The sequence below is a fragment of the Gillisella vitis genome, from assembly GCF_001541345.2.
In the GTDB taxonomy this organism is placed as follows: domain Bacteria; phylum Pseudomonadota; class Alphaproteobacteria; order Rhizobiales; family Rhizobiaceae; genus Allorhizobium; species Allorhizobium vitis.
In genome coordinates this window covers 57,293-81,609 of sequence record NZ_LMVL02000001.1, presented here as the reverse complement: position 1 = coordinate 81,609, position 24,317 = coordinate 57,293, and the positions used below count along the sequence as shown (strand labels likewise).

The following is a 24,317-nucleotide window of genomic DNA, read 5'->3' as shown; positions in this document are numbered from 1 at the left end:
AGCCAAGGGAAACACCATGAAAGCGACTGAAAAACGCCCGATCGGCAAGACCGGCCTGACCGTCACCGCGCTTGGCGTCGGCACGGCCCCGCTTGGCGGACTGTATGCGTCTGTAGCCAAAGACGATGCCACCGCCATGCTGGATCAGGCCTGGGAGGCTGGTATCCGCTATTTCGATACAGCTCCCATGTATGGCAATGGCCGTTCCGAACATCTTGTTGGAGACTTATTGCGGGAGAAAAATCCCGAGCAACGAGACTGGGCGATCAGCACCAAGGTCGGCAGATTGATGACCACGGAGCGGGCGGGCCGAAAGCTTCCCCAAGCCCCGCCGAAAAACCCGCTCGATCCCGGCTGGTGGAACGGCTTGAATTTCCGTGAGGTGTTCGATTACAGCCATGACGGCATCCTGCGCAGCTTCGATGACAGTCAGCAGCGGCTAGGCTTTCCAAATCCGGACATTCTCTATGTGCATGACATCGGCAGCGTTACCCATGCTGATTTGCACGAGCATCACTGGTCGGCTTTAACCAAGGGTGGCGGCTTTCGGGCACTGACGGAATTGCGCGATGCAGGTGATATCAAGGGCTTCGGCCTTGGCGTCAATGAATGGCAGATCATCCGCGATGCACTGGAAGAGGCTGACCTCGATTGCTCCATGCTGGCGGGCCGCTATACGTTGCTCGACCAAGACGCGGAACAACAGTTCCTGCCAATCGCCCAAAAGCGCGGCATGGCACTGGTGGTCGCCGGCGTTTTCAATTCCGGCATTCTCGCCTCCACGACCGGTCGCCGCAAGTTCAACTACGCCGATGCACCGCAGGACATTATCGATAAGGCCGAAAGGCTGAGGGCAATCTGTGACAGTTTCGCGATTCCACTGCCCGCTGCTGCCATCCAGTTTCCGCTGCGCCATCCGGCTGCGACCTGCGTGGTGATCGGCGCGAAAACCGCAGAGCAGATCTCCACCAATATTGCCTGGTTCGAACAGGACATTCCCGAGGATCTTTGGGGGCAACTGCGCGCCGAAGGCCTTATCAACTCCTAGCATTTCCTGAAGGACGACCATGCTGAAAACCATCAACCCGCTTTTGACCGGCGATCTTCTCGCTATCCTCGCCGATATGGGCCATGGCGATGAAATCGTTATCGCTGATGCCAATTTCCCGGCCATCACCGCCGCCAACCGTCTGGTGCAGATGCCGGGCATCGACGCCTGTGCTGTTATGGAGGCCATTCTCTCGCTGATGCCGCTCGATGACTTTGTCGACTATCCAGCCGGTGTCATGGACGCGCCGGGCGAGCGGCCCTCCATCTATGCCGAGTTCGAAACAATCATAGAGCGTGCCGAAAATCGCAAAATCGAGCTGGATCTCATCGACCGCTTCGCTTTCTACGACCGGTCCAAAGCCGCCTTTGCGGTGGTCTCAACCGGTGAGCGTCGGCTGTACGGCAATATCATCCTGAAAAAGGGCGTGGTTCGTCCCGCATAAGCCAGAATGGAAAGTTTCAGATGCTCGACAGTCATCAACATTTCTGGAAAGTTGAGCGTGGCGATTACGGCTGGCTGACGCCTGATCTCGGCGCGATTTACCGCAATTTCCTGCCAAAGGATCTGGAACCCGAAATGCGCCGGGCTGGCGTAACCCGGACCATTCTGGTCCAGGCGGCGGAAACCCAGGCAGAGACCGATTTCCTGCTGACCATTGCCGCGGAGACTGATTTTGTTGGAGGTGTTGTCGGCTGGCTCGATCTGGAAGCCGATGACTTCGCCTCTCGCCTGAAACACTATCGCGCAAATCCACACTTCATCGGCATCCGTCCGATGCTACAAAGCTTACCCGACGACGCCTATATCCTGCGCCCGAGAGTGATTAACAGCCTTAAAGCCATTGCTGATAGCGGCCTGCCTTTCGATATCCTGACCTTCCCGCGCCATTTACCGCATGTGATCGCGGCATTGAAACAGGTGCCGGATCTGAAGGCTGTGGTCGATCATATTTCCAAGCCTGACATTGCCAAAGGCACACTTGATCCCTGGCGCGACCATATGACGGAAATCGCCGGTTTCAACCAAGTCTGCTGCAAGGTTTCCGGCATGGTCACAGAAGCCAAAACGGATTGGGCGCTTGAAGATTTCCGGCCCTATGTGAACCATATTATCCAATGTTTGGGTCCCAACCGGCTGATGTTCGGAAGCGATTGGCCGGTCTGTACGCTGGCCGCAAGCTACGGTGAGGTTGCCAATCTGGCCCGCACCTTATTGTCATCCCATTTCGGCCCTGATGATCTCACACTGATTTTCGAGACCAATGCACGTCGTTTTTACGGTGTCTGAATTATAGGTCTCAGCGACCTTTCGCAACGTTCCTGAACGTCAAACGCCCACCCTGGTCTTATAAGCGGACCAAGACGGGCGTTTGATTTTACAAGTTAAATTCAGAACGGCGCATCGATATCAACGACATCAATCAGCTTGTGATTGACGAATTCCTTGATACCGAGGCCCAGCAGTTCACGGCCATAGCCCGAACGCTTGACGCCGCCGAACGGCAGGTCCGCCTTGACCATGGTTGGGTGATTGATGAACACCATGCCTGTGGTGATCCGGTGGGCAAGCGCGACACCGCGCGCGGTATCACGGGTGAAGATCGAACCGCCCAGACCGTAGGGCGTATCATTGGCGATGCGGATCGCGTCATCGTCATCCTTGGCGCGAAACAGCATGGAGACGGGGCCGAAAAACTCCCAGTAACGTGCCGGATTATCATCGGCCAGATCGGTCAGGATGGTTGGCTGCACGAAAGCGCCCTGGTTTGGCACCGGCGGCCCGACTTCCGTGGCCGTCGCCCCATGGGAAACCGCTTCGGCAATCTTCTGACGGATTTCGTCGGCAGCCCCTTGCGAGGACAGCGGCGCAAGCGTTGTTTGCGGATCGAACGGATCACCGGCTTTCAGCCCGGCGACGCCGGTTTTGTATCGTTCCAGAAAGGCATCGTAGACCGCATCGACGATAATCATCCGCTTGGACGAAACACAGACCTGACCACCATTCCAGTGGCGACCGAAAACCGCCCATTTCACAGTCTTTTCCAGATCTGCATCGGCGAGGACCACGAAGGCATCAGCACCTCCCAACTCCATGGTGGATTTTTTCAGCGCCTGCCCCGCCTGCGCGGCAATCGTGGCGCCCGCACCTTCTGAGCCGGTCAAGGCGACACCATGGACGCGCGGATCGTTGAGGATCATTTCCACCTGGGTCCGCGTCGCATAAAGATTGGTGAAGGCACCCGTCGGCAGACCGGCCTCCAGCATCAACCGCTCGAAAGCGGCTGCGCATTGCGGCACATTCGACGCATGCTTCAACAGCATGGTATTTCCGGCCGACAGCTGCGGCGCGATAATCCGGGCGATCTGGTAATAGGGGAAGTTCCAGGGCTCAATGGCCAACAGCACACCGAGCGGCTCATGCACCAGGATCGCCTCACCTTCAGCCTTGTCGGCGACGGGTAGCTGTTCCGGCTTCAACAAGCGTTCGGCATTGACGGCGTAGTAATCGAGGATATCGGCGGAAAGCCCCACCTCAGCGCGTGCTTCAGACATCAGCTTGCCCATTTCCAGGGTCAGCAGCTTGGCATAATCATCCGTCTGTCCACGCAGGATTTCGGCGGCAGCATGCATGACCTTGGCCCGCTCGGCAAAGGATGTCTGTCGCCATTGCTGAAACGCGGCATCCGCCGCCGTGATCGCCGCCTGAACGGCGGCGTCGGTTGCTTCGGGAAAGGTTATAAGAGTTTCGCCAGTGTAGGGATTGGTTGTTGCGTAAGCCATGGAACCGTCCTTTGCAGTCATTGCTGCGGCGCGCATTACCGACATCGGTCGCGTCGATGAGGTAATGATAGCGCTGACGGTGGTTCTGGCTGTTGATCCTAATCAAGATCGCAAAAGTTGTAGATTATAGCATTTCCAGAATCCGGTTCTCGTAAGGCGCTATTCTGCAAAAACATGCGCTGACGCCGGATCGAACCCCAGCGCGACCGGCGCACCAATCGCCAGTCCATCCAGTGCGGCATGGCCAAAAGGCAAACGCACGGACAGGCCATGACCACCTTCACTCAAGACCGCAATATGAATCGTATTGCCCAGAAACGTAATGTCCTCAATCTTGGCAGCAAGTGTTCCCGGTCCTTGAGCCGAAAGTAGAGTCAACCGTTCCGGGCGCAGCATCAGCATGGCATTGCTTCCACTCTGTGCTTTTCCATGCAGCGGAATATTTCCGATTGCCAGATGATCACCAAGGCGGATGTCAGCCTTGCCGTCCCCGGCACCCGTCACCACGCAAGGCAGAAAATCGCTGTCTCCAATGAATTGGGCCACAAACCGCGTCGCTGGGTTGGCATAAAGCTCGGCGCCAGTGCCGATTTGGTCGATCACCCCTTTGGAAAATACCGCAATCCGGTCGGAAAGGCGCAGTGCCTCTTCCTGATCATGGGTGACGTAAAGGATGGTCACATCCGTTTGGTGATGAATGCGGCGGATTTCGTGCTGAATTTCCTCGCGCAATTTCTTGTCCAGCGCCGAAAGCGGCTCGTCCATCAAAAGCACGGGCGGATCATAGGCAAGCGCCCGTGCCAGCGCGACGCGCTGCTGCTGACCGCCGGACATTTGCGCCGGTTTGCGATCCTCATAGCCTTCCAGCCGCACCAATTGCAGCATCTTGCGGACGCGCTCGGTGATATCGGCCTTCGACCAGCCGCGCATTTTCAGCGGAAAGGCGATGTTCTGGCCAACAGACAAATGCGGAAACAGCGTGTAGCGCTGAAACACCATGCCGATATTGCGTTGGTGCGATGGGGTCTGCAACACGCTCTTGCCCGATAGCAGCATATCACCCGCACTCGGCTGCTCGAAACCGGCGAGAATATAAAGCGTCGTGCTCTTGCCTGACCCGGAAGGGCCGAGAAAGGTCATGAATTCGCCCTTTGCCACCTCGAGATTGACATCCTGCACGGCCACCACCGGGCCATATTGCTTGCGAATACCGCGGATTTCCAGAAAAGGTGTCATGCTTTCAGTCCTTTGCGCACCAGGGCGGTGATCAGCATCAATGCGATGGTGACGACAATCAGAAGGGTGGAGGCAGCGGCAATCACCGGTGTCAGATCCTGACGCAGCGTTGCCCAGATCTTCACGGGCAGCGTTTGCAGGGTCGGGCTTGCCATGAAAATCGCCAGAACAACCTCATCCCAGGAGGTCAGGAAGGAAAACACCGCCGCCGAAAACAAGCCATGACCAATGCAGGGCAGCGTGATCAACAGCCGCGCCTTCAGCGGCGAAGCCCCGCACAACACGGAGGCATCTTCGATGGATTTGTCAAAACCTTCCAGCGCGTTGGTCAGCGCCAGAATAGAGAATGGCAGGGCGACCACCAGATGGGCAATGACGAAACCGAGTGTCGTGCCGTTCAGACCGATGCGCAGGAAAAACGCATAGAGCGCCACCGCTAGCACCACGACGGGCAGGATCATCGGCGTCATGAACAGAGCCCGCAGCGCATCCCGCCCCAAAAACCGCCCACGCACCAGGCCGAACGACGCACAAAGCCCGATCACCACCGACAGGATGGTGACGATGACGGCAATGCGAAAGCTGGTCCAGGCCGCATCCAGCCAGCGCGGATCGGCAAACAACTGGCCATACCATTTGGTGGTCCAGGCCGGTGGCGGAAAAATCAGCCATTGCGAGGAGCCGAAGGATAGAGCCGCGATGAACAGGATTGGCAGTAAGAGAAAAGCCGCCGTCAGCAGCGTGATGGCCAGCAAAATCCATTTCCAGGCACCAAGGCTGTTGAAATTCAAAAGCATGTCAGCGCCCTCCCTCACCGGCTGCACCAAACAGCTTCAATTGCAGGGCATAAAGGCTCAGCGTTACCACCAGCAGCACCAGCGCCGCCGCACCGCCCATGCCCCAATTGACCAGCGATTGCACGAATTGAGCGATCAGTTCGGCCAGCATCATATTGGATGTGCCGCCAAGCAGCGACGGCGTGACGAAGTATCCAAGTGACATGACGAACACCATCAATCCGCCAGACACCATGCCCGGCATGGCAAGCGGCAGCAGCACCGCCACCAGCGCCTGCCAGCGCGTCGCGCCGCACAATGCTGCCGCCTGCAACAGCGCCGGATCGATCTTGCGGATCACCCCATAGAGCGGAATGATGATGAAGGGCAGCATGATGTAGCTCATACCAACAGTCACGCCGACGAGATTGTTGACCATCACCAGCGGTGTATCGATCACACCGAGACTGATCAGCGTCTTGTTGATGACCCCGGTGCGCTGTAACAGCACCATCCAGGCATAGGTGCGGGCCAGAAGGTTGGTCCACATCGACAGCAACACGATGGCAAAGATCACGGAGGCCAATCGTTGAGGCATGATCGCCAGCGCCCAGGCAACTGGAAAGCCGATCAACAGCGAAATTACTGTGACCAGGGCCGAGACGAAGAACGTGTTAAAGAAGATTTTAAGATAGGTCGCACTCCCCAGCAAGTAGGCATAATTGCCAAGGCCGAGAACCGGCTCCGTCACCGAGCGCGTCAGCAGAGCCAGCACCGGCAGAACGAAGAAGATCAGGATCAGCACCAGGGCCGGCAGGGCAGCGGCTTTATTGCCGAAACCCCACCGGTTTCTAACGGGCTGTTCAATGGTCGAGGTCTGGGACGCCATGCCGTTTCCTTGCGAAACCCGTCCGGCACCTTGCATTTAAAGGACGCAACATGCCGTAACGCTGAGGACGCTCCGGCACCGGATGTTTACGGTGCCGGAAATGCCTTACTTTAGAGTATGGCTTACTTCGACTGCCAAGCGTACCAGCGCTCACCAATCTCGTCACGATGCTTGGCCCAATAGGCCATGTCGGCATTGACTTGTGACGCGGTCTGCTGGTCCGGCAAGGTCTTGGCGATGGCGGGGTCCATCAGCGCTGGTGACTTGGTATTCACAGGCGCATAGCCGGTCCCTGCCGCCATCTCTGCCTGACCAGCAGGCGAGGTTGCGAAAGCGATGAACTTCATCGCCGCTTCCTTGTTCTTGGTACCCTTCGGCACGACCAACGCATCGGCTGCCGTGATGTTCTGCGCCCAGGAGGTTTCAACCGTGACACCGGTCGCGGCCAGCGCCGTCAACCGGCCATTCCAGAAGGACCCGAACGGCGCTTCGGCAGAGGCCAGCAATTGCTGCGACTGCGCACCGCCCGACCACCAAATGATGTCGGATTTGATGGTGTCGAGCTTCTTGAACGCACGGTCGAGATCAAGCGGATAAAGCTTATCCGGCGTCACGCCATCCGCCAACAGCGCGGCTTCGATCACGCCTGGTGCCGACCATTTATAGAAGGTTCGCTTACCCGGAAATTTCTTGGTGTCGAACAGGTCCGTCCAGCTTTTCGGGCAGGCGGCGACGGCGTCCTTGTTGCAGCCGACCACGAAGGAATAATAGAAGCTGCCGACCGAATAATCCGTCACGAAACGCGGATCGAGCGTTGTCTTGTCGATGGTCTTGAAATCAAGTTTTTCCAGCAGGCCCTTGTCGCCTGCCTGAATGGCATAGTCGCCTTCGACATCGACAACGTCCCAGCTTACGCCCTTGGCCTCGACCATGGCTTTGATCTTGCCGTAATCGGTCGGGCCGTCTTGAAGGACGTTGATGCCTTCTTTCGCGGTGAATTTATCCGCCCAGGCGGATTTCTGCACGTCCTGCGTGGTGCCGCCCCAACTGGTGAATACCATGTCAGCGGCCACAGCTTGACCGGAGACGCCCAAGAGCAGAGCCAGCGATGCGATAATGGTTGTGTTTTTCATGTTCCCTTGTCCTTGTTTGATTGTGCCTTACCCGGATGCCGGTTGCTTCTTTTGGGCCATCCATCCGGGGCATGTTTTTATCACCGCATCACGAACGGATCGGGAAACGGGTCGTCTGAAGTCTTCAGCCAGACCGTCTTGGTGCGGGTATAATCCAGCACCGCGGCCATGCCGCCTTCCCGCCCATGGCCGGACAGGCCAAAGCCGCCAAACGGTGCAATCGGCGAAACGGCGCGGTAGGTATTGACCCAGACAACGCCAGCACGAAGCCCGCGTATCATCCGATGCGCACGTGCCAGGTTTTGAGTAAACACGCCGGAGGCCAGGCCATAGGCTGTATCATTGGCCAGATGCAGTGCCTCCGCCTCGCCCTCGAAAGACACCACGGACAGGACCGGTCCGAAAAATTCCTGCGCCATGGAGGGCGAATTGACACCATCACAATCGAGAATGGTCGGCGGATAGAAATTGCCCGGACCATCCGGGCGCTGCCCTCCCGTCACCAGCCGGGCGCCTGCGGCAAGCGAGGCCGTGACCAGCGCATCGACATGATCCTGCTGGCGGCGGGTCGCGAGCGGCCCCACTTCTGTTGCCATATCCAGCGGACTACCGATGCGAATTGCTTCGGCCTTGGTCTTCAGCCGGGTCAGAAATGCATCCTTCACCGAGCGCTCGACAATCAGCCGCGATCCGGCAACGCAGGACTGGCCGGTGGCGGCAAAAATGCCGGAGACCTGCGCATTGGCAGCACTTTCCAGATCCGCGTCGGCAAACACGATGAACGGCGACTTGCCGCCCAGCTCCAGCGAGGTCGAGGCCAGATTTTCCGCCGAATTGCGCACCACATGCCGTGCTGCCTCCGGCCCGCCGGTAAAGGCCACATGAGCAACCCTGGGATGGCGGGTGAGTGCTACACCACAGGACGGGCCAAATCCGGTAATGATATTGATGACACCGGGCGGGAACCCGGCCTCATGCACCAGCCGGGCAAATTCCAGCATCGGCGCCGGACCGTCTTCCGAGGCTTTCACCACCATCGTGCAGCCAGCGGCCAGCGCCGGGCCGATCTTGACCGCCGAGAGAAACAGCTGGCTATTCCACGGAATAACCATAGCAACCACGCCAACCGGCTCACGCCGCAGCCAGACATCCATATCCGGCTTGTCGATCGGCAGTGTAGAGCCTTCGATCTTGTCGGCGAGCCCCCCATAATAGCGATAGTAATCGGCGACATAGGCAATTTGCGAGCTTGTCTCGCGGATGATTTTGCCGGTATCGCGAGTTTCCAGCTCTGCCAGCCTTGGCGCGTTGGCGGCAATCAGATCGGCCAGCCGGTAGATCAGCTTGCCGCGCTGGGTGGCAGTCATTTTTGCCCATGGCCCGGCATAGAGTGCCGTATGGGCCGCGTCCACTGCGCGGTTCACATCCGCTTCGCGCGCTTCCGGCATATCCGCCCAGACCTCGCCAGTGGCCGGATCGAGGCTTTCAAACCGCGCCTCGCCCTCACTGAAGGTACCATCGATGTAAAGCTGGAAACGCTGCATCGCTTTACTCCGCAAAGGCTGGCATGACATCGGCAATGAAACGCTCCAGCGAGGCTTTCTTGCGCTCGAAGCTCATGCCGGTGTCGATCCAGAAGGAAAACTCATCATAGCCCAGCGCCTCATAGCGTTTCAGCCGGGCGATGACATCATCCGCCGTACCAACAGCCATGTTGGCTCGCATCACCTCAGGCGCCAGCATGGCATTGGCGTCGATATCCTCCTGGCTCAACCGTTCGATCAGACCCTGATGGATTGGGCGCTCGTTTTTGAACCACGCGAAGAAGTAATTGTAATAGGTGCTCAATTCCCTGGCGGCCTGGGCGATATCGGCCTCGCTGGAGCCGACATAGCTATGCAGCAGCAACATGATTTTCGGGCGCGGCAGATCGGGGGACTTCTCGCAGGCGTCGTTAAACCGTTGCATCAGAGTTTCGATTTCCCCGTCACCATTCCACAGCGGCGTCACCTGCACGTTGCAGCCATTGGCCACGGCAAAATCATGGGAATTGGGATCACGCGCCGCCACCCAGAGCGGGATCGGCTCCTGCAGAGGTTTCGGCGCCGAGGTGGTCGCCGGGAAGGACCAGAACTCTCCCTGATGGGCATAATCTCCGGCCCAGACGCCTTTGACGGCTGGAATAAGTTCCCGCATCCGCTGGCCAGCGGTCCAGGCATCAAGGCCCGGCATTAGCCGCTCATATTCAAAGGAATAAGCACCCCGGGCGATGCCGATATCCAACCGGCCATCGGTGATCAGGTCGGTCATTGCCGCCTCGCCCGCCAGCTTGATCGGGTGCCAGAAGGGCGCAATCACCGTTCCCGTTCCAAGACGGACGTTTTTCACCCGGTTGGCCAGATCGGCAATGGTCACGAACGGGTTCGGCGCAATGGTGAAATCCATGCCGTGGTGTTCGCCGGTCCAGATCGCATGCATACCGCCCTTATCGGCGATCTCGCAGAGTTGCAGAAATTCCTCATAGAGGCTCTTGTGGCTCTGGCTGGCATCGAGCCGTTCCATATGGACGAAGAGAGAGAACTTCATGGATCAAGCCTTCCTGGCAATGAAATGAACCCGGCCTGCCGTCTCATTGCCAACATAGACGCCGAAATTGCCCAGCGAGCTTTCCGCCGCGAACCGATTGAGAATATCTGCCGTGGCCGACCCGCCCGCACCGGCAAGCTGGTCAACGGGAACGAAATTGCCGCATTTCGGCGTGCCGGAACCGGCAAAGGCCCGATAAACGATATGCTGGCATCCCTCACCCTTGTCTTCGTAGACAGAATACAGAAACCCGATGGTAATGCCGAGCTCAGTCAGGTGTTCGAGATGGGCTTTCAAATCCTGCAATGGCTCGCCGCTGACCGCATGACAACCCGGCAGGCTGCGGCCATCTTCTCCCACCAGAAGCACCTCGCCATCACGCTCGATGACGGCGCTCAGATGCAGCGGGCCGTCGCTGGCGGCACTGACCGCTTTTTCGGCAAGGGCCTGAGTGAAATAACCGCCGCGCACATAGCCAAGCCCATTCAACTCGCTTTTGTCGAATGCCTGTACCCGCCCCAGCAGCACGACATGATCACCAGCCTCGATCACCTGTTCCAGGCTGCAATCAAACCAGGCAGATGTCCCGGAAAACACTGGCGAACCATAGGGACCAAGCTGCCAGTCCACAGTTGCAAATCGGTCTTCGACAGGCCGAGCAAAGGTGTTGGACACGTCCTTCTGCACGTCAGACAATATATTGACGGCAAAGCCTTTGGCCTTGGTCATCACCTCAAAATTGCGCGAGGTCTTGGCAAGACAGACCAGCAGCAAAGGCGGGTCGAGCGAGACAGAGGTGAAGGAATTGGCGGTAAAGCCGACTGGAGAACCATGAGGATCAAGCGTGGTGACAACGGTGACGCCGGTGGCGAAAGCCCCGAAGGCATCGCGCAGACTGCGGGGGTCGATTTTCGCTTCGCTCATCCGCGCGCCTCACTGTTGGTTTTCTCGGCACTCATATTCTCGGCACTCATGGATGTGCCTCCGGTAAAGCCAGCCACGCGGCCATGATGTCGTGCACCTCTTGCGGTGCCGTGAGATTGACCATGTGGCGGTGGCCGGTAACGATCCTGGCAATACCCTGCTGCGCTTGCCGCGCCATGGTCTCAGCCATTTCAGCCGTCGAGTTCGGATCACCGGCACCCGTCAGGAACAGGGCCGGACAGGAAACCTGCGACCAGCAATCGGCATAGGTTTCATCCCCATGGGCAAAGGCACGATAGGCGGTGGCATAGGCATCGACATTCATCTGCCGCAGGCATTGCTCGGTCAAGGCGCGGGCGGCAAGGCTGACGGCATAGCTATCGAACCAACGCTTCAACGGCCCTTCAATATCGATGCCTTTAGTTGCAATCGACTCTGCCCGAGCAAGAACCGCAGCCTTAGCCGACACATCACGCCGGTAGACACCATTGACGAGCGCCACGCGCCGGATTTTCTGCGGAAAGCTGGCGACAGCACCGCCTGCAATCAACGCGCCCATCGAATGACCGGCCAGATTGACCGGTCCAAGATTGATTTCCTCCAGAAACCGGCCAAGCCAAGCCACGAAATCCGGCAGCTCACTGCCTTTCGGCAAGGCAAGACTTTGACCATGGCCCGGCATATCGACGGCGATGACGCGGTGGCTGGCGGACAGGCTTGCCATTTGCGGCCACCATGCTTCGAGCCGCATGCCGACGCCATGCACAAGCACCACTGGCTCGCCGCTACCTTGTTCCACATAAGCGGAGCCATTAGGGGTAATGCGGCGCTCGACCGCCGGAAATGGCGATGGTGCCGTGCCACGCATTGCTGCCATCTCCATGGTCCCGCCCCCCGCTTATACGCCCGCCGGGTTGGCGACATCCTGGCCCAGATCCTTCAGATCCTGATAGCGGTCGCCAATGCGGTGATGGGGCCTTCCGCCGACAGATGCGCCGAGCCCAACAACGATTTCGTCGGCGGCTGGCGCATCGGCAATGGCCGTCTGGATCGTCAGATAATGGGAGCGGCGACCTTCGTCATTCTTGTCCATCAACGGGATCATGATTGGGGCATTGGCCGGACCGCGCGTGTTGCAGAAGGCGAGATAGGATTTTGCCCCCACCGCCGTGCGGTAATGGTTGCCGAAGCGCAACGTATGGATCAGCGCCGAAGCATGCTCGATCTCGCCATCAAGACCGACAACGGCAACCTTGCCATAGGCCTCGACCGCTTCGCCGGAACCGACGGCTTCCAGGATCATACCAGTCAGAAGCTCACCGAGAACCGGCGCGCATTGATGGATTTCCGGCTTCAGATCCTCGACAAAGCCGCGTCCGGCCCAGGGATTTTTAACGACGGCGAAGGCTGCGTAGAGTTTCAGCGGCTTGGGCGCGGCCTTGCCTCCTTCCACTAGCGTGGTTTCCACATGCAGAAGAGTTTTGCGGATTTGCAGGGCCATGGTTTACCTCAAATATCAATGTTGGTATTATGGTATGCCAAGCTATTTCAGAGTCAAGCGACTTGTCGAATAGGAATTAATTTTTCTTTTAGGGAATATATTTATTCGGTCTCAACGACGGATCGGGCCTGCTGCGCAAGCACAGCGACGGCAATAGAGGAGGCACGCTGCACATGATCGATAGCGGCCTGTTCGGCAGCCGGACCATCGCCATTGCGGATGGCCTCGACAATCCTTTGCATCTGGGCTGGCCCCTCTGTTGCCCGGCCATCGGTCTTGATGGTCATCGAGCGCAGATGATTGATCCGCACGGTCATTTGCCGCACAACACCCCAGGCGATCTGCCTGTCAATCCGGGTAAACAGCGTCTCGTAAAATCGCGTCGTTTCCTTCAAAACCTCTGCCATGTCCTGGCGGACATAGGCGTCCTTGATCGCGTCCAACGCCCCTGACAAGCCAGCCACAATAGACGTGTCGCCCCTCTCCGCGCAAAGTCGCGCCGCCATGCCTTCCAAAGCCGCACGGATTTCATAAATCTGCCGGGCTTCATCCACGTCGAGCAGCGCCACCATCGGCCCCTTGCTTTGGGGGTTACTGACCAGACCCTCGGACTCCAGATGTCGCAGCACTTCGCGCACCACCGTTCGACTAACCCCAAGCTGCGCGCACAGATCACGCTCGACCAGCCGGTCGCCCGGCTTGAAATAGCCGCTGATGATTGCATCACGGACTTTTTCAAGCGCCAGTTCCCGCAGCGTCTTGGTGGGACGCTCCACCTTTATCGTCTCTGTCATTCCATAAGCCTTCCCGGCAACCACACCGCTCATCAAGAACAGATAATTCATCCGTATTATGGTCTACCAAAAGCCAAAATGACAAGCGGGAATGAAATCCTCACGATTTCGGCTTGGAATGGCGCGTTTTCAGCACATTACGAATGGAAAAACTGGAGTGGATGCGCGCAACGCCCGGCAGTTTGGCGAGGATTTCCTTATGGATGCGCTCAAAATCATGGGCGCTTTCGACTTCCAGTTTTAAGAGATAATCCGATCCGCCGGTCATCAGAAAACATTCCTGGATTTCCGGATATTTCCGGATCGCCGCCTCAAAGCGGTTGAGATGATCCTCTGTCTGCCGATCCAGTGTGATATTGATGATCACGGCAATGCCATCGTCCTTGTCAGACTTGCCGAGAATGGCGGTATAGCCGCTGATATAACCCTGCTTTTCAAGGAGTGCGACCCGCCGCAGGCAGGCCGAGGCGGAGAGCCCGACAGCCGCAGCCAGACTGGCATTGCTGATCCGCGCATTCAGCTGCAATTGGCGCATAATGGCCCGGTCGATAGCGTCGATTCCACTCACGCAACAATCCTCGTTTTCTTCGCAGAAAATTGCGCAAAAATTCACAGAGCACAATAGCTGCCGATAAACCGCCCGGAAATTTCGCGAATGTTTCAATATCATCAAAAGAAAACGGGGTACAGTTATGGATATGTCTATCAGCCAGGATCTGAATGCCGATGCGTTTTCCGCCCGCCTCTTGATCGATCTCGACGCGCTTGCCGACAATTACCGCCAATTGGATGCTGAAGCCGCCCCGGCGGAAACCTCCGCTGTCGTCAAAGCCGATGCCTATGGCCTTGGGGCTGCCCACGTCGCCCCTGCCCTCTACCGGGCTGGATGCCGGAAATTCTTCGTGGCGCATGTGCAGGAAGCCGCCGGGCTGAGGCAGCATTTGCCTGGAGATGCAGAACTGTTCGTTCTCAATGGTTTGCAGCCGGGCGCGGAGCCCTTTGCGGCGGCAAACGGCTTCATACCGGTACTGAATTCGTTAGAGCAGCTTGCCAATTGGTCGAAAACAGCGAGTGAATTTGGTCGGACCCTGCCTGCGATCCTGCAATTTGATACTGGTATGTCGCGGCTCGGCTTTTCACCGGAAGAAGCCAATGTGCTTGCAGGCGACCCCGCCTTGTTATCGGGCCTTTCCATCCGCTTCATCATGAGCCATCTCGCCTCAGCCGATGATAGCGCCAGCGCGCAGAATGCCGCGCAATTTTCGGTCATGCGCGAGCGACTGGCGCAATTTACAGGCATTGCCTTGTGCTTTTCCAATTCAGGCGGCATCTTTATCGACAAGCAGTTTCACGGCGCGCTGGTCCGCCCCGGAGTGGCACTTTACGGCGCAGTCCCCAGCGATCTGGCAGGACGCCGTATGAAGCCGGTGGTGCGGATCGATGCGAAGGTGATCCAGACACGAACAGTGCCAGCCGGTGCCTGCGTCGGCTACGGCGCAACCTATGTGGCAACCAAGGAAACCCGACTGGCCACCATCGCTATTGGCTATGCCGATGGCCTGCCGCGTTGCTTGAGCGACCGGGGTGCCGCTTACTATGGTGACATCCGTTTGCCAATTGTCGGGCGGGTGTCGATGGACAGCATGACACTCGATATTTCGGCCCTGCCACCCGGCACGTTGAAGCTGGGAAGTCTGGTGGAGATGATTGGTCCGCACCAGAGCCTGGAGGATGTAGCTCAGGCGGCGGGCACCATTGCCTATGAAATCCTGACCAGCCTTGGTCACCGCTATCACCGCGACTATATTTCAGCATAAAAAATTGGGGAACGGCATGAAAGTCACCATTCTGGGCGCGGGCGTGATCGGCGTCACCAGTGCCTATTATCTCGCCAAAGCAGGCCATGAAGTGACCGTCATCGACAGACAGACGGGTCCGGCGCTGGAGACCAGCTTTGCCAATGCGGGCGAAGTCTCCTTTGGCTATTGCTCGCCCTGGGCGGCACCGGGCATTCCGCAAAAGGCTTTGAAATGGCTGTTCATGGAACATGCGCCGCTGATCCTGCGACCGAAAATCGATGCTGCCATGCTGGGTTGGATGCTGAAAATGCTCTCCAACTGCACCTCCGGGCGCTACGCGATCAACAAGAGCCGGATGCTGCGGCTGGCCGATTACAGCCGGATTGCACTGGCGCAGCTGCGCACCGAGACCAATATCGACTACGACCAGCGCATGCAGGGGACTTTGCAGCTGTTTCGCACCCAGGCGCAGCTGGATGCCTCGGCCAAGGATGTGAAAGCACTGGCGGCAGACGGTATTCCCTATGAAGTGCTGGACCGCGAAGCCTGTATCCGGGTCGAGCCTGCCTTGGCAGCAGCCCGCCACAAAATCGTCGGCGGCTTGCTGACGCCGAAGGACGAGACCGGCGACTGTTTCAAATTCACCAACCAGCTTGCAGAAAAGGCCGCATCGCTTGGCGTGGTGTTCGACTATGGCCGCACCATAGAGCGGCTGGTGGTATCGGGTGGCAAGGTTACCGGCGTTGTCACCGACAGGGGAACCGAAACCGCCGACGCCTATGTCGTGGCACTCGGCAGCTATTCGCCGCTGCTGTTGAAACCACTCGGCATTACGCTGCCGGTCTATCCGGTCAAGGGCTATTCGCTGACCATTCCGATTGTCGATCCGTCGAAATCACCCGAATCCACCGTGATGGACGAGACCTACAAGATTGCCATTACCCGGCTGGGTGACCGGATCAGGGTGGGCGGCATGGCGGAAATTTCCGGCTATACCAATGATCTCGGTGCCGCGCGTCGCCGCACGCTCGAACACTCCGTCACCGACCTGTTTCCCGGCGGCGACATGGCGCGGGCCGATTTCTGGTCCGGCCTTCGCCCGATGACCCCGGATGGCACGCCGGTGATCGGCGCAACCGGCATCAGCAATCTCTACATCAACAGCGGCCATGGCACGCTGGGCTGGACAATGAGCTGCGGTTCGGGCCGCTTGCTCAGCGACATCGTCAGTGGCCGCCAGACCGAGATCGACAATGCCGATCTGGCGCTCAGCCGCTATGCTGCCGGTCGGGCCGGATAGAAAATGCTCTATTTCAACGGCCGGACATGTTCCGGCCTGAAACCAAGGCCGATCAACCGCCCGGCAATATGCGCAAGCAATGGCCAACGGGCAATGGTCTTCAGGAATGCAGGCGGACCGGAGGGCTTGGCCGGTGCTTCGTTCGCAACCGTCTCATCCTCGGCCTTTGGCTTGCGGCGCATCATCAATTGCAGTTTCTGCGTCGCCTTGGTGGGAAACAGGCGTCGTTTCTCGATGGCGGCGAGATGGGCGTCCAAAGGCTCGCCTGATAGCAACGGTTTTATCAGCCGGTTTGCCGCGGCCACGGCATCCTGAATGGCCAGATTAACGCCAATACCACCAATCGGCGACATGGCATGGGCCGCATCGCCAATGCAGATCAATCCCGGCTTCCACCAGCGTTTCAGGCGGTCGATGCGGATGCTGAGAAGATAGAGATCGTCAAAGGAGGTGACTTCGTCCACACGCTCAGGGGCCAGCGGCGAAACCAAAGCCACGGCTTGACGGAAAGCTTCGATCCCCTTGGCTTTGACCGTATCGAAACTGCCTTTGCGGACGATATAGCCGCATTGCCAATAGTCGCCGCGATCAATCATTACGAAACCCTGCCTTGGGCCGCCATGACCCATCGTATAGGGCGGATCTTGCGGCTGATGCGACAGCTTGAACCACAACACGTCGCTTGGACTGCCAAAGCTTTCCACCTCCAGCCCCGCCTTGGCGCGGGTCACAGAATGACGGCCATCGGCACCGACCACCAGCCGGGATCGCAGCGTCACCAGGCCTTGCGGGGTGGAAGCCGTCAAGCCTGTCACCCCATTGGGATCTTCCAGCAATGTCTCCACTCTGGAATTCATCAACAGCCGAAAATTGGCGTATTTGCCCGCTTCACGGGCGAGAAAGTCCAGAAAGTCCCATTGCGGCATGAAGGCGATGAACCGGCAGCGGGTCGGCAGTCGCGAGAAATCAGCCATCGTCACGTCGCGCCCGCCGATTTCTGCATGTAGGGTGGGTGCCTGCACATGCGGCAATTTTAACAGATCTTCGAGTAGGCCAAGCTCATGCATCACTTCCAGAGTGGAGGGGTGCAAGGTGTCGCCGCGAAAATCGCGCAGGAAATCGCCGTGCTTTTCCACTACCGTGACATTAACCCCGGCGCGGGCCAGCAACAGGCCGAGCATCATCCCGGCAGGCCCGGCACCGACAATGGCGCAATCGCAGTCAATCGTCTCCGCCATGGGCGCGGCATAGATAAGATCGTTCTGTGCAGTCATGATCCGTGCCTCTCATCATCGCTCATGCGCCTGGATAACCTCCAAGAAAGCGTCACCATAGCGTTCCAGCTTCGATTGACCGACGCCGGAAATACCCAATAACGCCTCCCGGCTGTCCGGCCTTTCCGTTGCAAAGGCAATCAGCGTCGTATCCGGGAAAACCACATAGGGCGGCACGGAAAGGTCCTTGGCAATCGCCATTCTCGCCGCCCTTAGCGCCTCAAACAATTCCATATCGGCACCCTCCAGCGCCGATTTCGCCTTTGCGGCGGCGGGTGAGGTATTGCGCGCCGTCTTACCCTTGGTCGGGCGATCCTTGCGAAACCGTACCTCGCGCTCCCGCTTAAAGACAGCTCGCGCGTCCGGTTCCAGTTTCAACGCGCCGAAAGCGTCATGATCGACCCGGAGCAACCCGGCGGCCAACAATTGCCGGAACACCGATTGCCAGGTTTTTAACGGCAGATCCTTGCCTGCACCGAAAACCGGCATGTCAACATGGCCAAAACGGACTGTCTTGTCGTTCTCATTCCCCAGCAGCACATCGATGACATGGCCGGTGCCGAAACGCTCCCCGGTCCTATAGATCGCCGCCAGCGCCTTAATCGCTGCGTCAGTTCCGTCCCAGGTTTCCACCGGCTTCAGGCAGGTGTCGCAATTGCCGCAGGCACCGGGATGCACTTCGCCGAAATGCGCCAGGATCGACTGGCGGCGGCAGCCGGGGGTCTCGCAAATCGCCAGCAGCGCATTCAACTTGGCCCGCTCGACCCGCTTGACCTCCTCAGCCGAAGTGCCGCCATCGATCATCCGCCCGCGCTGGATGACATCGGCCATACCATAGGCCATCCATACATCCGATGGCAGCCCATCACGTCCGGCTCGCCCGGTTTCCTGGTAATAGGCCTCGACGGAGCCCGGCAGATCAAGATGCGCCACATAGCGTACATTCGGCTTGTCGATCCCCATGCCGAAGGCGACGGTTGCGACAAGGCAAAGGTTTTCCTCTTTCAGGAACGCATCCTGGTTGGCATCGCGCAGCACCCGGTCCATGCCGGCGTGATAGGCCAGAGCCCTCACCCCTTGCGTATTGAGCCATTCCGCCGTGTCCTCCACCTTGGCGCGCGACAGGCAATAGACAATGCCGCTCTCGCCTTCATGGCGGGAAAGAAACCGCAGGAGTTGCTGGCGCGGCTGGTCGCGCTCGACGATTTCATAGGCGATATTGGGCCGATCGAAAGAGGTGGTAAACACCTTGGCCGATTGAAGACCAAGCTTGTCGATAATATCATCGCGCGTATGGGGATCGGCAGTCGCCGTCAACGCCATGCGCGGCACGCCGGGATGGGCCTCGGCAAGCTTGCCCAGTTCCCGATATTCCGGGCGGAAATCATGGCCCCATTGAGAGACGCAATGGGCCTCGTCTATGGCAAACAACGCGATTTTCGCAGAACCGATCACATCCTTGAAGGCAGGCGTGACGATCCGCTCCGGCGTGACATACAAGAGATCAAGCGTGCCATCGGCAATGGCGCGCCGCACCTCGACAAACTCTTCCCGCGACAGCGAGGAATTCAGCGCTGCCGCCCGCACCCCCACTTGCTTCAGCGCCTCGACCTGGTCGCGCATGAGGGCAATCAGCGGCGACACCACAACGCCGACCCCATCGCGGCACAGCGCCGGGATCTGGAAGCAAAGCGATTTACCGGCACCGGTCGGAAACAGCACGACCGCATCACCACCGGCCACCACCTGCTGAACCACCTCGGCCTGCTTGCCGCGAAAGGCGGGATAGCCATAGACCCACTTCAGAATGGACAGCGGATGTCTTTCGCCATTATCGAATGTCGGTTCGTGGCGGGGCTGGCTTGACGGCATGGCATTGCTTTCGAGACATTATGGATGCCCAAAACAGGGCTGTTTAATTGGCTGCCGGATGGCAGCGAAAGCTAAGAGATAGAGTTATATCAGGCCCCGTGCAACCTGGATGACCTTAGGCAGCGTCGGACGAAAACAGCTAAGGTCAACAAACCCATGACGCAACCAAAACGAGATTCATCTTCAAAACACAAGCAAGGCCTTTGAATGCGGCACCCGGAACGGTTTTGCGCGATGCAGCAGACATCAGTCTTCGGCACATGTGTCATGCAAACTCGCCTGAGGTATCGGGCCTCTGTTTTTGATAGAATTTTCCATCAGCATGCATTTGGAAATGCTATCAGAAATGTTAAACGGGGCGACTAAAAATCGTGAAAACTGTCCTTGGCCTGGCGATGACATCAGAGACTGAAACACGACGCCGCCCTTCAGGACATTGGGTTCGCCGCATTGCGCGCTGGCTGGAACTGCGTGCAATCGGGTTGACGCCTGAGCATCTCGACATCATCGATGGCCTGCGCTCGGCCTTTATCGTCGGCGTTCCCGTCCTCATCGTCGCGGCAGGGCAAAGCCAATTTGGCTGGTCGATTTTTGCGGCTTTCTGGACCTGCCTTGCCGATACCGGCGGCGAAAAACGGTTCCAGCGGCGGATGCTGGCGACCTTCGCGCTGCTGGGCAGCCTCACGGCTTTCCTCGCATCCTGGCTTGCGGGTTTCGGGTCCATCGCAGGGCTAGCCGCAGGCTCAATTCTCGTCGGCTTGACCGCATTGCTGCCGGTGCGCTGGCCTGTCGTGCCGCTTGTCGCCACACTCCTAGGCGTGGTTGGGGTTGTGGCGGCGGGTTATCCTCACACGGCACCGCAAGCGGCCCTGCTCGCCTGTTCATTTCTGGCTGGCAGCGCCTGGGCTGCCCTGGTGCTGACTGTCCTCTGGCCAACAGATGTCTGGCGCCCGGCCCGGCGCGCCATTTCCGCCGTTTACGCCCGGCTGGCCGATATGACGCTTGAGCTGGACACCATATCTCAGCCCGCAGCCACGCAAGTCTGGACCTTCAAGAGCAGCCAACATCGGCGCGCCGTGCGCAATGCGATGGAGCGCGCACGGTCTCATCTTGCGCGGGCAGCACGTCCCTCGGAGCAAAACGACAAGACCGCACTCCATGTCGCGCTTCTGGCGGCGGACGATATTTTTCACGCGCTTCTGGCCCTTGACCATCTTCGTTCATCCGAACGGCAGGCCGATATCGGCAAGCTCTGCGCCGAGGTTATCCGGCCGAGCCTCATTGCAGCGGCCCGAAATCTCACCCTGCATACGGACCCGATGGCCGAGCTGCAAAATCGGCTTTCCGTGCTGGAACAGAGCGTTTCGGACCGCCATGACCCAGTCGCAGGCGCGGTGCGGAGCATTGCAACAGCGCTGCAATGGAAAGCAGCACCGGACTTTGTGGGAGCAGCGGGACCAGAACAGTCCGCTTTGGACAAGATGGCGCAGGCCCGGCAGCGACAGCATTTTTTGCGTGGGGCCATTCGCAGCGCCGTGGGCGTGACCGTTGTCACCGTCGTCGCCCATCTGCTGGCCTTGAACTATCCCTATTGGGCCGCCATGGCCGTCGTCGTGGTTTTGCAACCGGACCGGCGAATGAGCTGGAGCCGGGCGCTGGAGCGTATCGTCGGCTCGGTTGTGGGCAGCGCCTTGGCGCTCGCGCTACTGACCGGCATACCGGCATCAGGGCTGCTCACCGCCATCATCATTCCTCTTGCGGCGGCAACCATCGCCCTGCGCTCCGTCAGCTATACGCTGTTCGTCACCGTGCTGACGATGCTGTTTGTTCTCACCATGGACATGCTGCATCCCGGCGCTGGCATTGCATCGGCGCGAATGCTCGACAATATCATCGGCAGTCTTGCGGCAATCATTGTCACCTTCCTCGTTTGGCCAGACAAGGCGCCGTCCCTGTCAGAACTGGCAGCCCAGGCACTGGAGGCCAATCGCGCGTACCGGGATGCCGCCGAACGCGGCGACGCGGCACAGATCGCCCTCACGCGTCGCGCTGCCGGAATTGCCAGCACGGAAGCTGAAATTGCTTTTCATGCGCCGGACCGTTACCTTGGCAAAACACCCCCGGCCGCCGATGTCGAGACACTGGCAAAGGCGCGGCAACTCGCTGGGGAAGCGGCTGTTCTGTGGCATAGCCGGTAGCGACAAGGGGTCTGGATCACTCAGACCGGCTCCTGGAAACGCTCTCCTTTGGACAGCATCTTTATGAAATCCTTATCTCCCGCCACCGCATTCCCTATCGAGATTTAATGTCATTCGGGTGGATTGTGCATGTCTGACCACAGACAGGAGCACAATGTGACTGACTTGATATTCATTGCCATTGGACTGGGGAGCTTTGTCGCTCTTGCGGTCTATGCCCGTGCCTTAAACAGTTTGTGAGGCGGCCATGTTCGAACCGCTGCTCGGTCTCGCCGCCGCCCTGTTCATCTGCGTCTACCTGCTGATAACGCTGATCAGGCCCGAACGCTTCTGAAGCGACACCCGCTTCAGCCATTCTTGCCCGGTTTGTCTTTTGAGACATCGGGCAACCCTCTTTCCTGACAGGTACCAGACGTCCCGCATCACATCGCTTCATACTGGCAGCGACGATGATGTGGGACGCAATCCCTCTTTTCGGAGAACATCATGTCTTCCAACGGTTGGCTGCAAATCGGCTTGCTGCTCGCTCTCGTCCTCCTCACCATCAAACCGCTTGGGCTTTACATCGCCTGCGTGTTCGAGGGGCAGCGGACGTTTCTCTCTCCCATTCTCGGCCCTATCGAGCGGCTGCTTCTGCGCATATCCGGTGTCGATGCGCGCCGGGAACAAGGCTGGCTAGCCTATACGCTCGCCATGCTCGCCTTCAATGCCGCAGGGTTTCTGGCGCTCTACGGTATTTTGCGGCTTCAGGCCTATCTGCCCTACAATCCGCAGGGCTTTGCCGGAATGACGCCGGACCTCGCCTTCAATACCGCGATCAGCTTCGTCACCAATACCAATTGGCAGGCCTATTCCGGCGAACAAGCCGCCAGCCATTTCTCGCAGATGGCTGGCCTTGCCGTACAGAACTTCCTGTCGGCGGCCACCGGTATTGCCATAGCACTCGCCGTTACCCGGGCCTTCGCTCGTTCAGCCACCAATACGCTCGGCAATTTCTGGGTCGATATGACCCGCTCGACGCTGTACCTGCTGCTGCCGATGTCGATTGTGCTGGCTCTGGTTTTCGTCTGGATGGGCATTCCCCAAACCCTCGACGCTTCGGTGACGGCCACGACACTGGACGGCGCCCAGCAGACCATCGCCCTTGGGCCAATTGCCAGCCAGGAAGCCATCAAGCAGCTTGGCACCAATGGCGGTGGCTTCTTCAATGCCAATGCCGCCCATCCGTTCGAAAATCCCTCGGCCATCAGCGATTACCTCAATATTCTCGCGATGATGTCGATCACCATGGCGCTGATCTATGCCTTCGGCAAAATGGTCGGCGACCTGCGCCAAGGCTGGGCGCTGATTGCCAGTGTGGCGGTGCTGCTCATTGCTGGCATTGTCGCGGTCTACATCGCTGAAACCGCTGGCAACCCCATCCATCTGGCGCTTGGGCTCGACCCCTCACTCGGCAATATGGAGGGCAAGGAAGTCCGCTTCGGCCAAGCGATGAGTGCGGCCTATACGGCGATCACCACAGGTATTTCCAACGGTGGCGTCAATACCATGCATGGCTCCCTCACCCCGCTTGGCGGTCTCGTGCCTCTGTTCCTGATCCAGCTTGGCGAAATCCTGCCGGGTGGCGTCGGCTCCGGCCTTTACGGGCTGATCGTCTTCTGCGTGCTGACCGTCTTTGTCGCTGGCCTGATGGTCGGGCGCACGCCGGAATTTCTGGGCAAGAAGATCGAGGCCCGGGAAATGAAATATGCCATGCTGGCCGTCCTTGTCTTGCCCTTTGCCATCCTGGGGTTCTCGGCGATTGCTGCCGTTCTGCCCAATGCGCTGGCCTCGCTTGGCAATGCCGGACCGCATGGTCTCTCGGAAATCCTCTATGCCTATACGTCGGCGGCCGGCAATAACGGCTCGGCCTTTGCAGGGCTTTCGGCCAATACGGCCTGGTATAATACCACGCTCGGTATTTCCATGGCGCTTGGTCGCTTCGCCTATGCCGTCCCGGTTCTCGCCATTGCCGGTTCGTTGGCCGCAAAGACAAAAGGCACGGCATCGGCAGGCACATTCCCCACGCATACGCCGCTCTTTGTCGGCCTGCTCGTCGCCATCATCATCATCCTGGGCGGACTGCAATACTTCCCGGCCTTGGCGCTCGGCCCCATCGCAGAACATGTCGGCATGCTCGCCGGAACCCTTTATTGATTGAAAGA

Annotated in this window: 22 protein-coding genes; 8 read left to right on the top strand and 14 right to left on the bottom strand. The window is 58.7% G+C overall.

Features of this window, described 5'->3' with window-relative positions; all coding sequences use genetic code 11:
* Nucleotides 1–16: 16 nt before the first annotated feature.
* From ASB66_RS00330 to ASB66_RS00320, 3 genes are read left to right on the top strand one after another with little or no spacing between them, the layout of a single operon-like run.
* The gene (locus ASB66_RS00330) at nucleotides 17–1,048 is read left to right on the top strand and encodes an aldo/keto reductase (RefSeq protein ID WP_060716119.1); all 1,032 of its coding nucleotides are present in this window, start codon (nucleotides 17–19) and stop codon (nucleotides 1,046–1,048) included.
* A 19-nt stretch (nucleotides 1,049–1,067) separates the two neighbouring features.
* The gene (locus tag ASB66_RS00325) at nucleotides 1,068–1,493 is read left to right on the top strand and encodes an RbsD/FucU family protein (RefSeq protein ID WP_060716120.1); all 426 of its coding nucleotides are present in this window, start codon (nucleotides 1,068–1,070) and stop codon (nucleotides 1,491–1,493) included.
* Nucleotides 1,494–1,513: 20 nt separating this feature from the next.
* Nucleotides 1,514–2,338 carry an amidohydrolase family protein gene (locus ASB66_RS00320; protein ID WP_060716121.1) on the top strand — a complete coding sequence of 275 codons (825 nt, stop codon included), beginning with the start codon at nucleotides 1,514–1,516 and terminating at the stop codon, nucleotides 2,336–2,338.
* Between the two features lie 101 nt (nucleotides 2,339–2,439).
* On the opposite strand, the gene ASB66_RS00315 is transcribed toward ASB66_RS00320, so the two are convergent.
* From ASB66_RS00315 to ASB66_RS00260, 12 genes are all read right to left on the bottom strand, one after another.
* A complete protein-coding gene (locus ASB66_RS00315; RefSeq protein ID WP_070148510.1) occupies nucleotides 2,440–3,831 on the bottom strand; it encodes an NAD-dependent succinate-semialdehyde dehydrogenase in 1,392 nt (463 codons plus the stop codon).
* 159 nt (nucleotides 3,832–3,990) lie between these two features.
* Nucleotides 3,991–5,067, bottom strand: a complete 1,077-nt coding sequence (locus ASB66_RS00310) for an ABC transporter ATP-binding protein (protein WP_060716123.1) — start codon at nucleotides 5,065–5,067, stop codon at nucleotides 3,991–3,993.
* Nucleotides 5,064–5,864: an ABC transporter permease gene (locus tag ASB66_RS00305; RefSeq protein WP_060716124.1), complete on the bottom strand. Its 801-nt coding sequence runs from the start codon at nucleotides 5,862–5,864 to the stop codon at nucleotides 5,064–5,066. Before ASB66_RS00305 ends, ASB66_RS00310 begins: the two co-directional genes overlap by 4 nt.
* 1 nt (nucleotide 5,865) lies before the next feature.
* Entirely contained in the window at nucleotides 5,866–6,732 is an 867-nt protein-coding gene (locus tag ASB66_RS00300) for an ABC transporter permease (RefSeq protein ID WP_060716125.1), read from the bottom strand.
* Nucleotides 6,733–6,854: 122 nt separating this feature from the next.
* Nucleotides 6,855–7,865 (bottom strand): ABC transporter substrate-binding protein, encoded by a 1,011-nt coding sequence (locus ASB66_RS00295; protein ID WP_060716126.1) that lies wholly within the window; start codon nucleotides 7,863–7,865, stop codon nucleotides 6,855–6,857.
* A gap of 80 nt (nucleotides 7,866–7,945) precedes the next feature.
* On the bottom strand, nucleotides 7,946–9,409 hold the full coding sequence (locus tag ASB66_RS00290; protein WP_060716127.1) for an aldehyde dehydrogenase: 1,464 nt from the start codon (nucleotides 9,407–9,409) through the stop codon (nucleotides 7,946–7,948).
* A gap of 4 nt (nucleotides 9,410–9,413) precedes the next feature.
* Complete coding sequence (locus ASB66_RS00285; protein WP_060716128.1) at nucleotides 9,414–10,451, bottom strand: LLM class flavin-dependent oxidoreductase; 1,038 nt, start codon at nucleotides 10,449–10,451, stop codon at nucleotides 9,414–9,416.
* A gap of 3 nt (nucleotides 10,452–10,454) precedes the next feature.
* Nucleotides 10,455–11,375: a flavin reductase family protein gene (locus ASB66_RS00280; protein ID WP_060716129.1), complete on the bottom strand. Its 921-nt coding sequence runs from the start codon at nucleotides 11,373–11,375 to the stop codon at nucleotides 10,455–10,457.
* 46 nt (nucleotides 11,376–11,421) lie between these two features.
* Nucleotides 11,422–12,258, bottom strand: coding sequence for an alpha/beta fold hydrolase (locus tag ASB66_RS00275; RefSeq protein ID WP_060716130.1), 837 nt, complete (start codon nucleotides 12,256–12,258; stop codon nucleotides 11,422–11,424).
* A gap of 15 nt (nucleotides 12,259–12,273) precedes the next feature.
* Nucleotides 12,274–12,876, bottom strand: a complete 603-nt coding sequence (locus ASB66_RS00270; RefSeq protein ID WP_060716131.1) for an amino acid synthesis family protein — start codon at nucleotides 12,874–12,876, stop codon at nucleotides 12,274–12,276.
* A 101-nt stretch (nucleotides 12,877–12,977) separates the two neighbouring features.
* Nucleotides 12,978–13,703, bottom strand: coding sequence for a GntR family transcriptional regulator (locus ASB66_RS00265; RefSeq protein ID WP_060716180.1), 726 nt, complete (start codon nucleotides 13,701–13,703; stop codon nucleotides 12,978–12,980).
* A 67-nt stretch (nucleotides 13,704–13,770) separates the two neighbouring features.
* Nucleotides 13,771–14,238, bottom strand: coding sequence for an Lrp/AsnC family transcriptional regulator (locus ASB66_RS00260; RefSeq protein WP_060716132.1), 468 nt, complete (start codon nucleotides 14,236–14,238; stop codon nucleotides 13,771–13,773).
* Between the two features lie 124 nt (nucleotides 14,239–14,362).
* On the opposite strand from ASB66_RS00260, the gene alr reads away from it, so the two are divergent.
* Both alr and ASB66_RS00250 read left to right on the top strand, forming a co-directional pair.
* Nucleotides 14,363–15,487 (top strand): alanine racemase, encoded by a 1,125-nt coding sequence (alr, locus tag ASB66_RS00255; protein WP_114386141.1) that lies wholly within the window; start codon nucleotides 14,363–14,365, stop codon nucleotides 15,485–15,487.
* 16 nt (nucleotides 15,488–15,503) lie between these two features.
* Complete coding sequence (locus ASB66_RS00250; protein WP_060716134.1) at nucleotides 15,504–16,769, top strand: D-amino acid dehydrogenase; 1,266 nt, start codon at nucleotides 15,504–15,506, stop codon at nucleotides 16,767–16,769.
* An 8-nt stretch (nucleotides 16,770–16,777) separates the two neighbouring features.
* Here ASB66_RS00250 and ASB66_RS00245 read toward each other — a convergent pair whose 3' ends face one another.
* Together ASB66_RS00245 and recQ are read right to left on the bottom strand one after the other, a co-directional pair.
* Complete coding sequence (locus tag ASB66_RS00245) at nucleotides 16,778–18,043, bottom strand: FAD-dependent oxidoreductase (protein WP_060716135.1); 1,266 nt, start codon at nucleotides 18,041–18,043, stop codon at nucleotides 16,778–16,780.
* A gap of 15 nt (nucleotides 18,044–18,058) precedes the next feature.
* A complete protein-coding gene (gene recQ / locus ASB66_RS00240) occupies nucleotides 18,059–19,915 on the bottom strand; it encodes a DNA helicase RecQ (protein ID WP_060716136.1) in 1,857 nt (618 codons plus the stop codon).
* A 371-nt stretch (nucleotides 19,916–20,286) separates the two neighbouring features.
* Here recQ and ASB66_RS00235 point away from each other — a divergent pair, with 371 nt between their 5' ends.
* From ASB66_RS00235 to kdpA, 3 genes are all read left to right on the top strand, one after another.
* Entirely contained in the window at nucleotides 20,287–22,113 is a 1,827-nt protein-coding gene (locus ASB66_RS00235; RefSeq protein ID WP_147273995.1) for an FUSC family protein, read from the top strand.
* 247 nt (nucleotides 22,114–22,360) lie between these two features.
* Entirely contained in the window at nucleotides 22,361–22,447 is an 87-nt protein-coding gene (locus ASB66_RS27085) for a potassium-transporting ATPase subunit F (RefSeq protein ID WP_070148480.1), read from the top strand.
* Between the two features lie 152 nt (nucleotides 22,448–22,599).
* Entirely contained in the window at nucleotides 22,600–24,309 is a 1,710-nt protein-coding gene (kdpA, locus tag ASB66_RS00225) for a potassium-transporting ATPase subunit KdpA (RefSeq protein ID WP_060716138.1), read from the top strand.
* Nucleotides 24,310–24,317 lie beyond the last annotated feature (8 nt).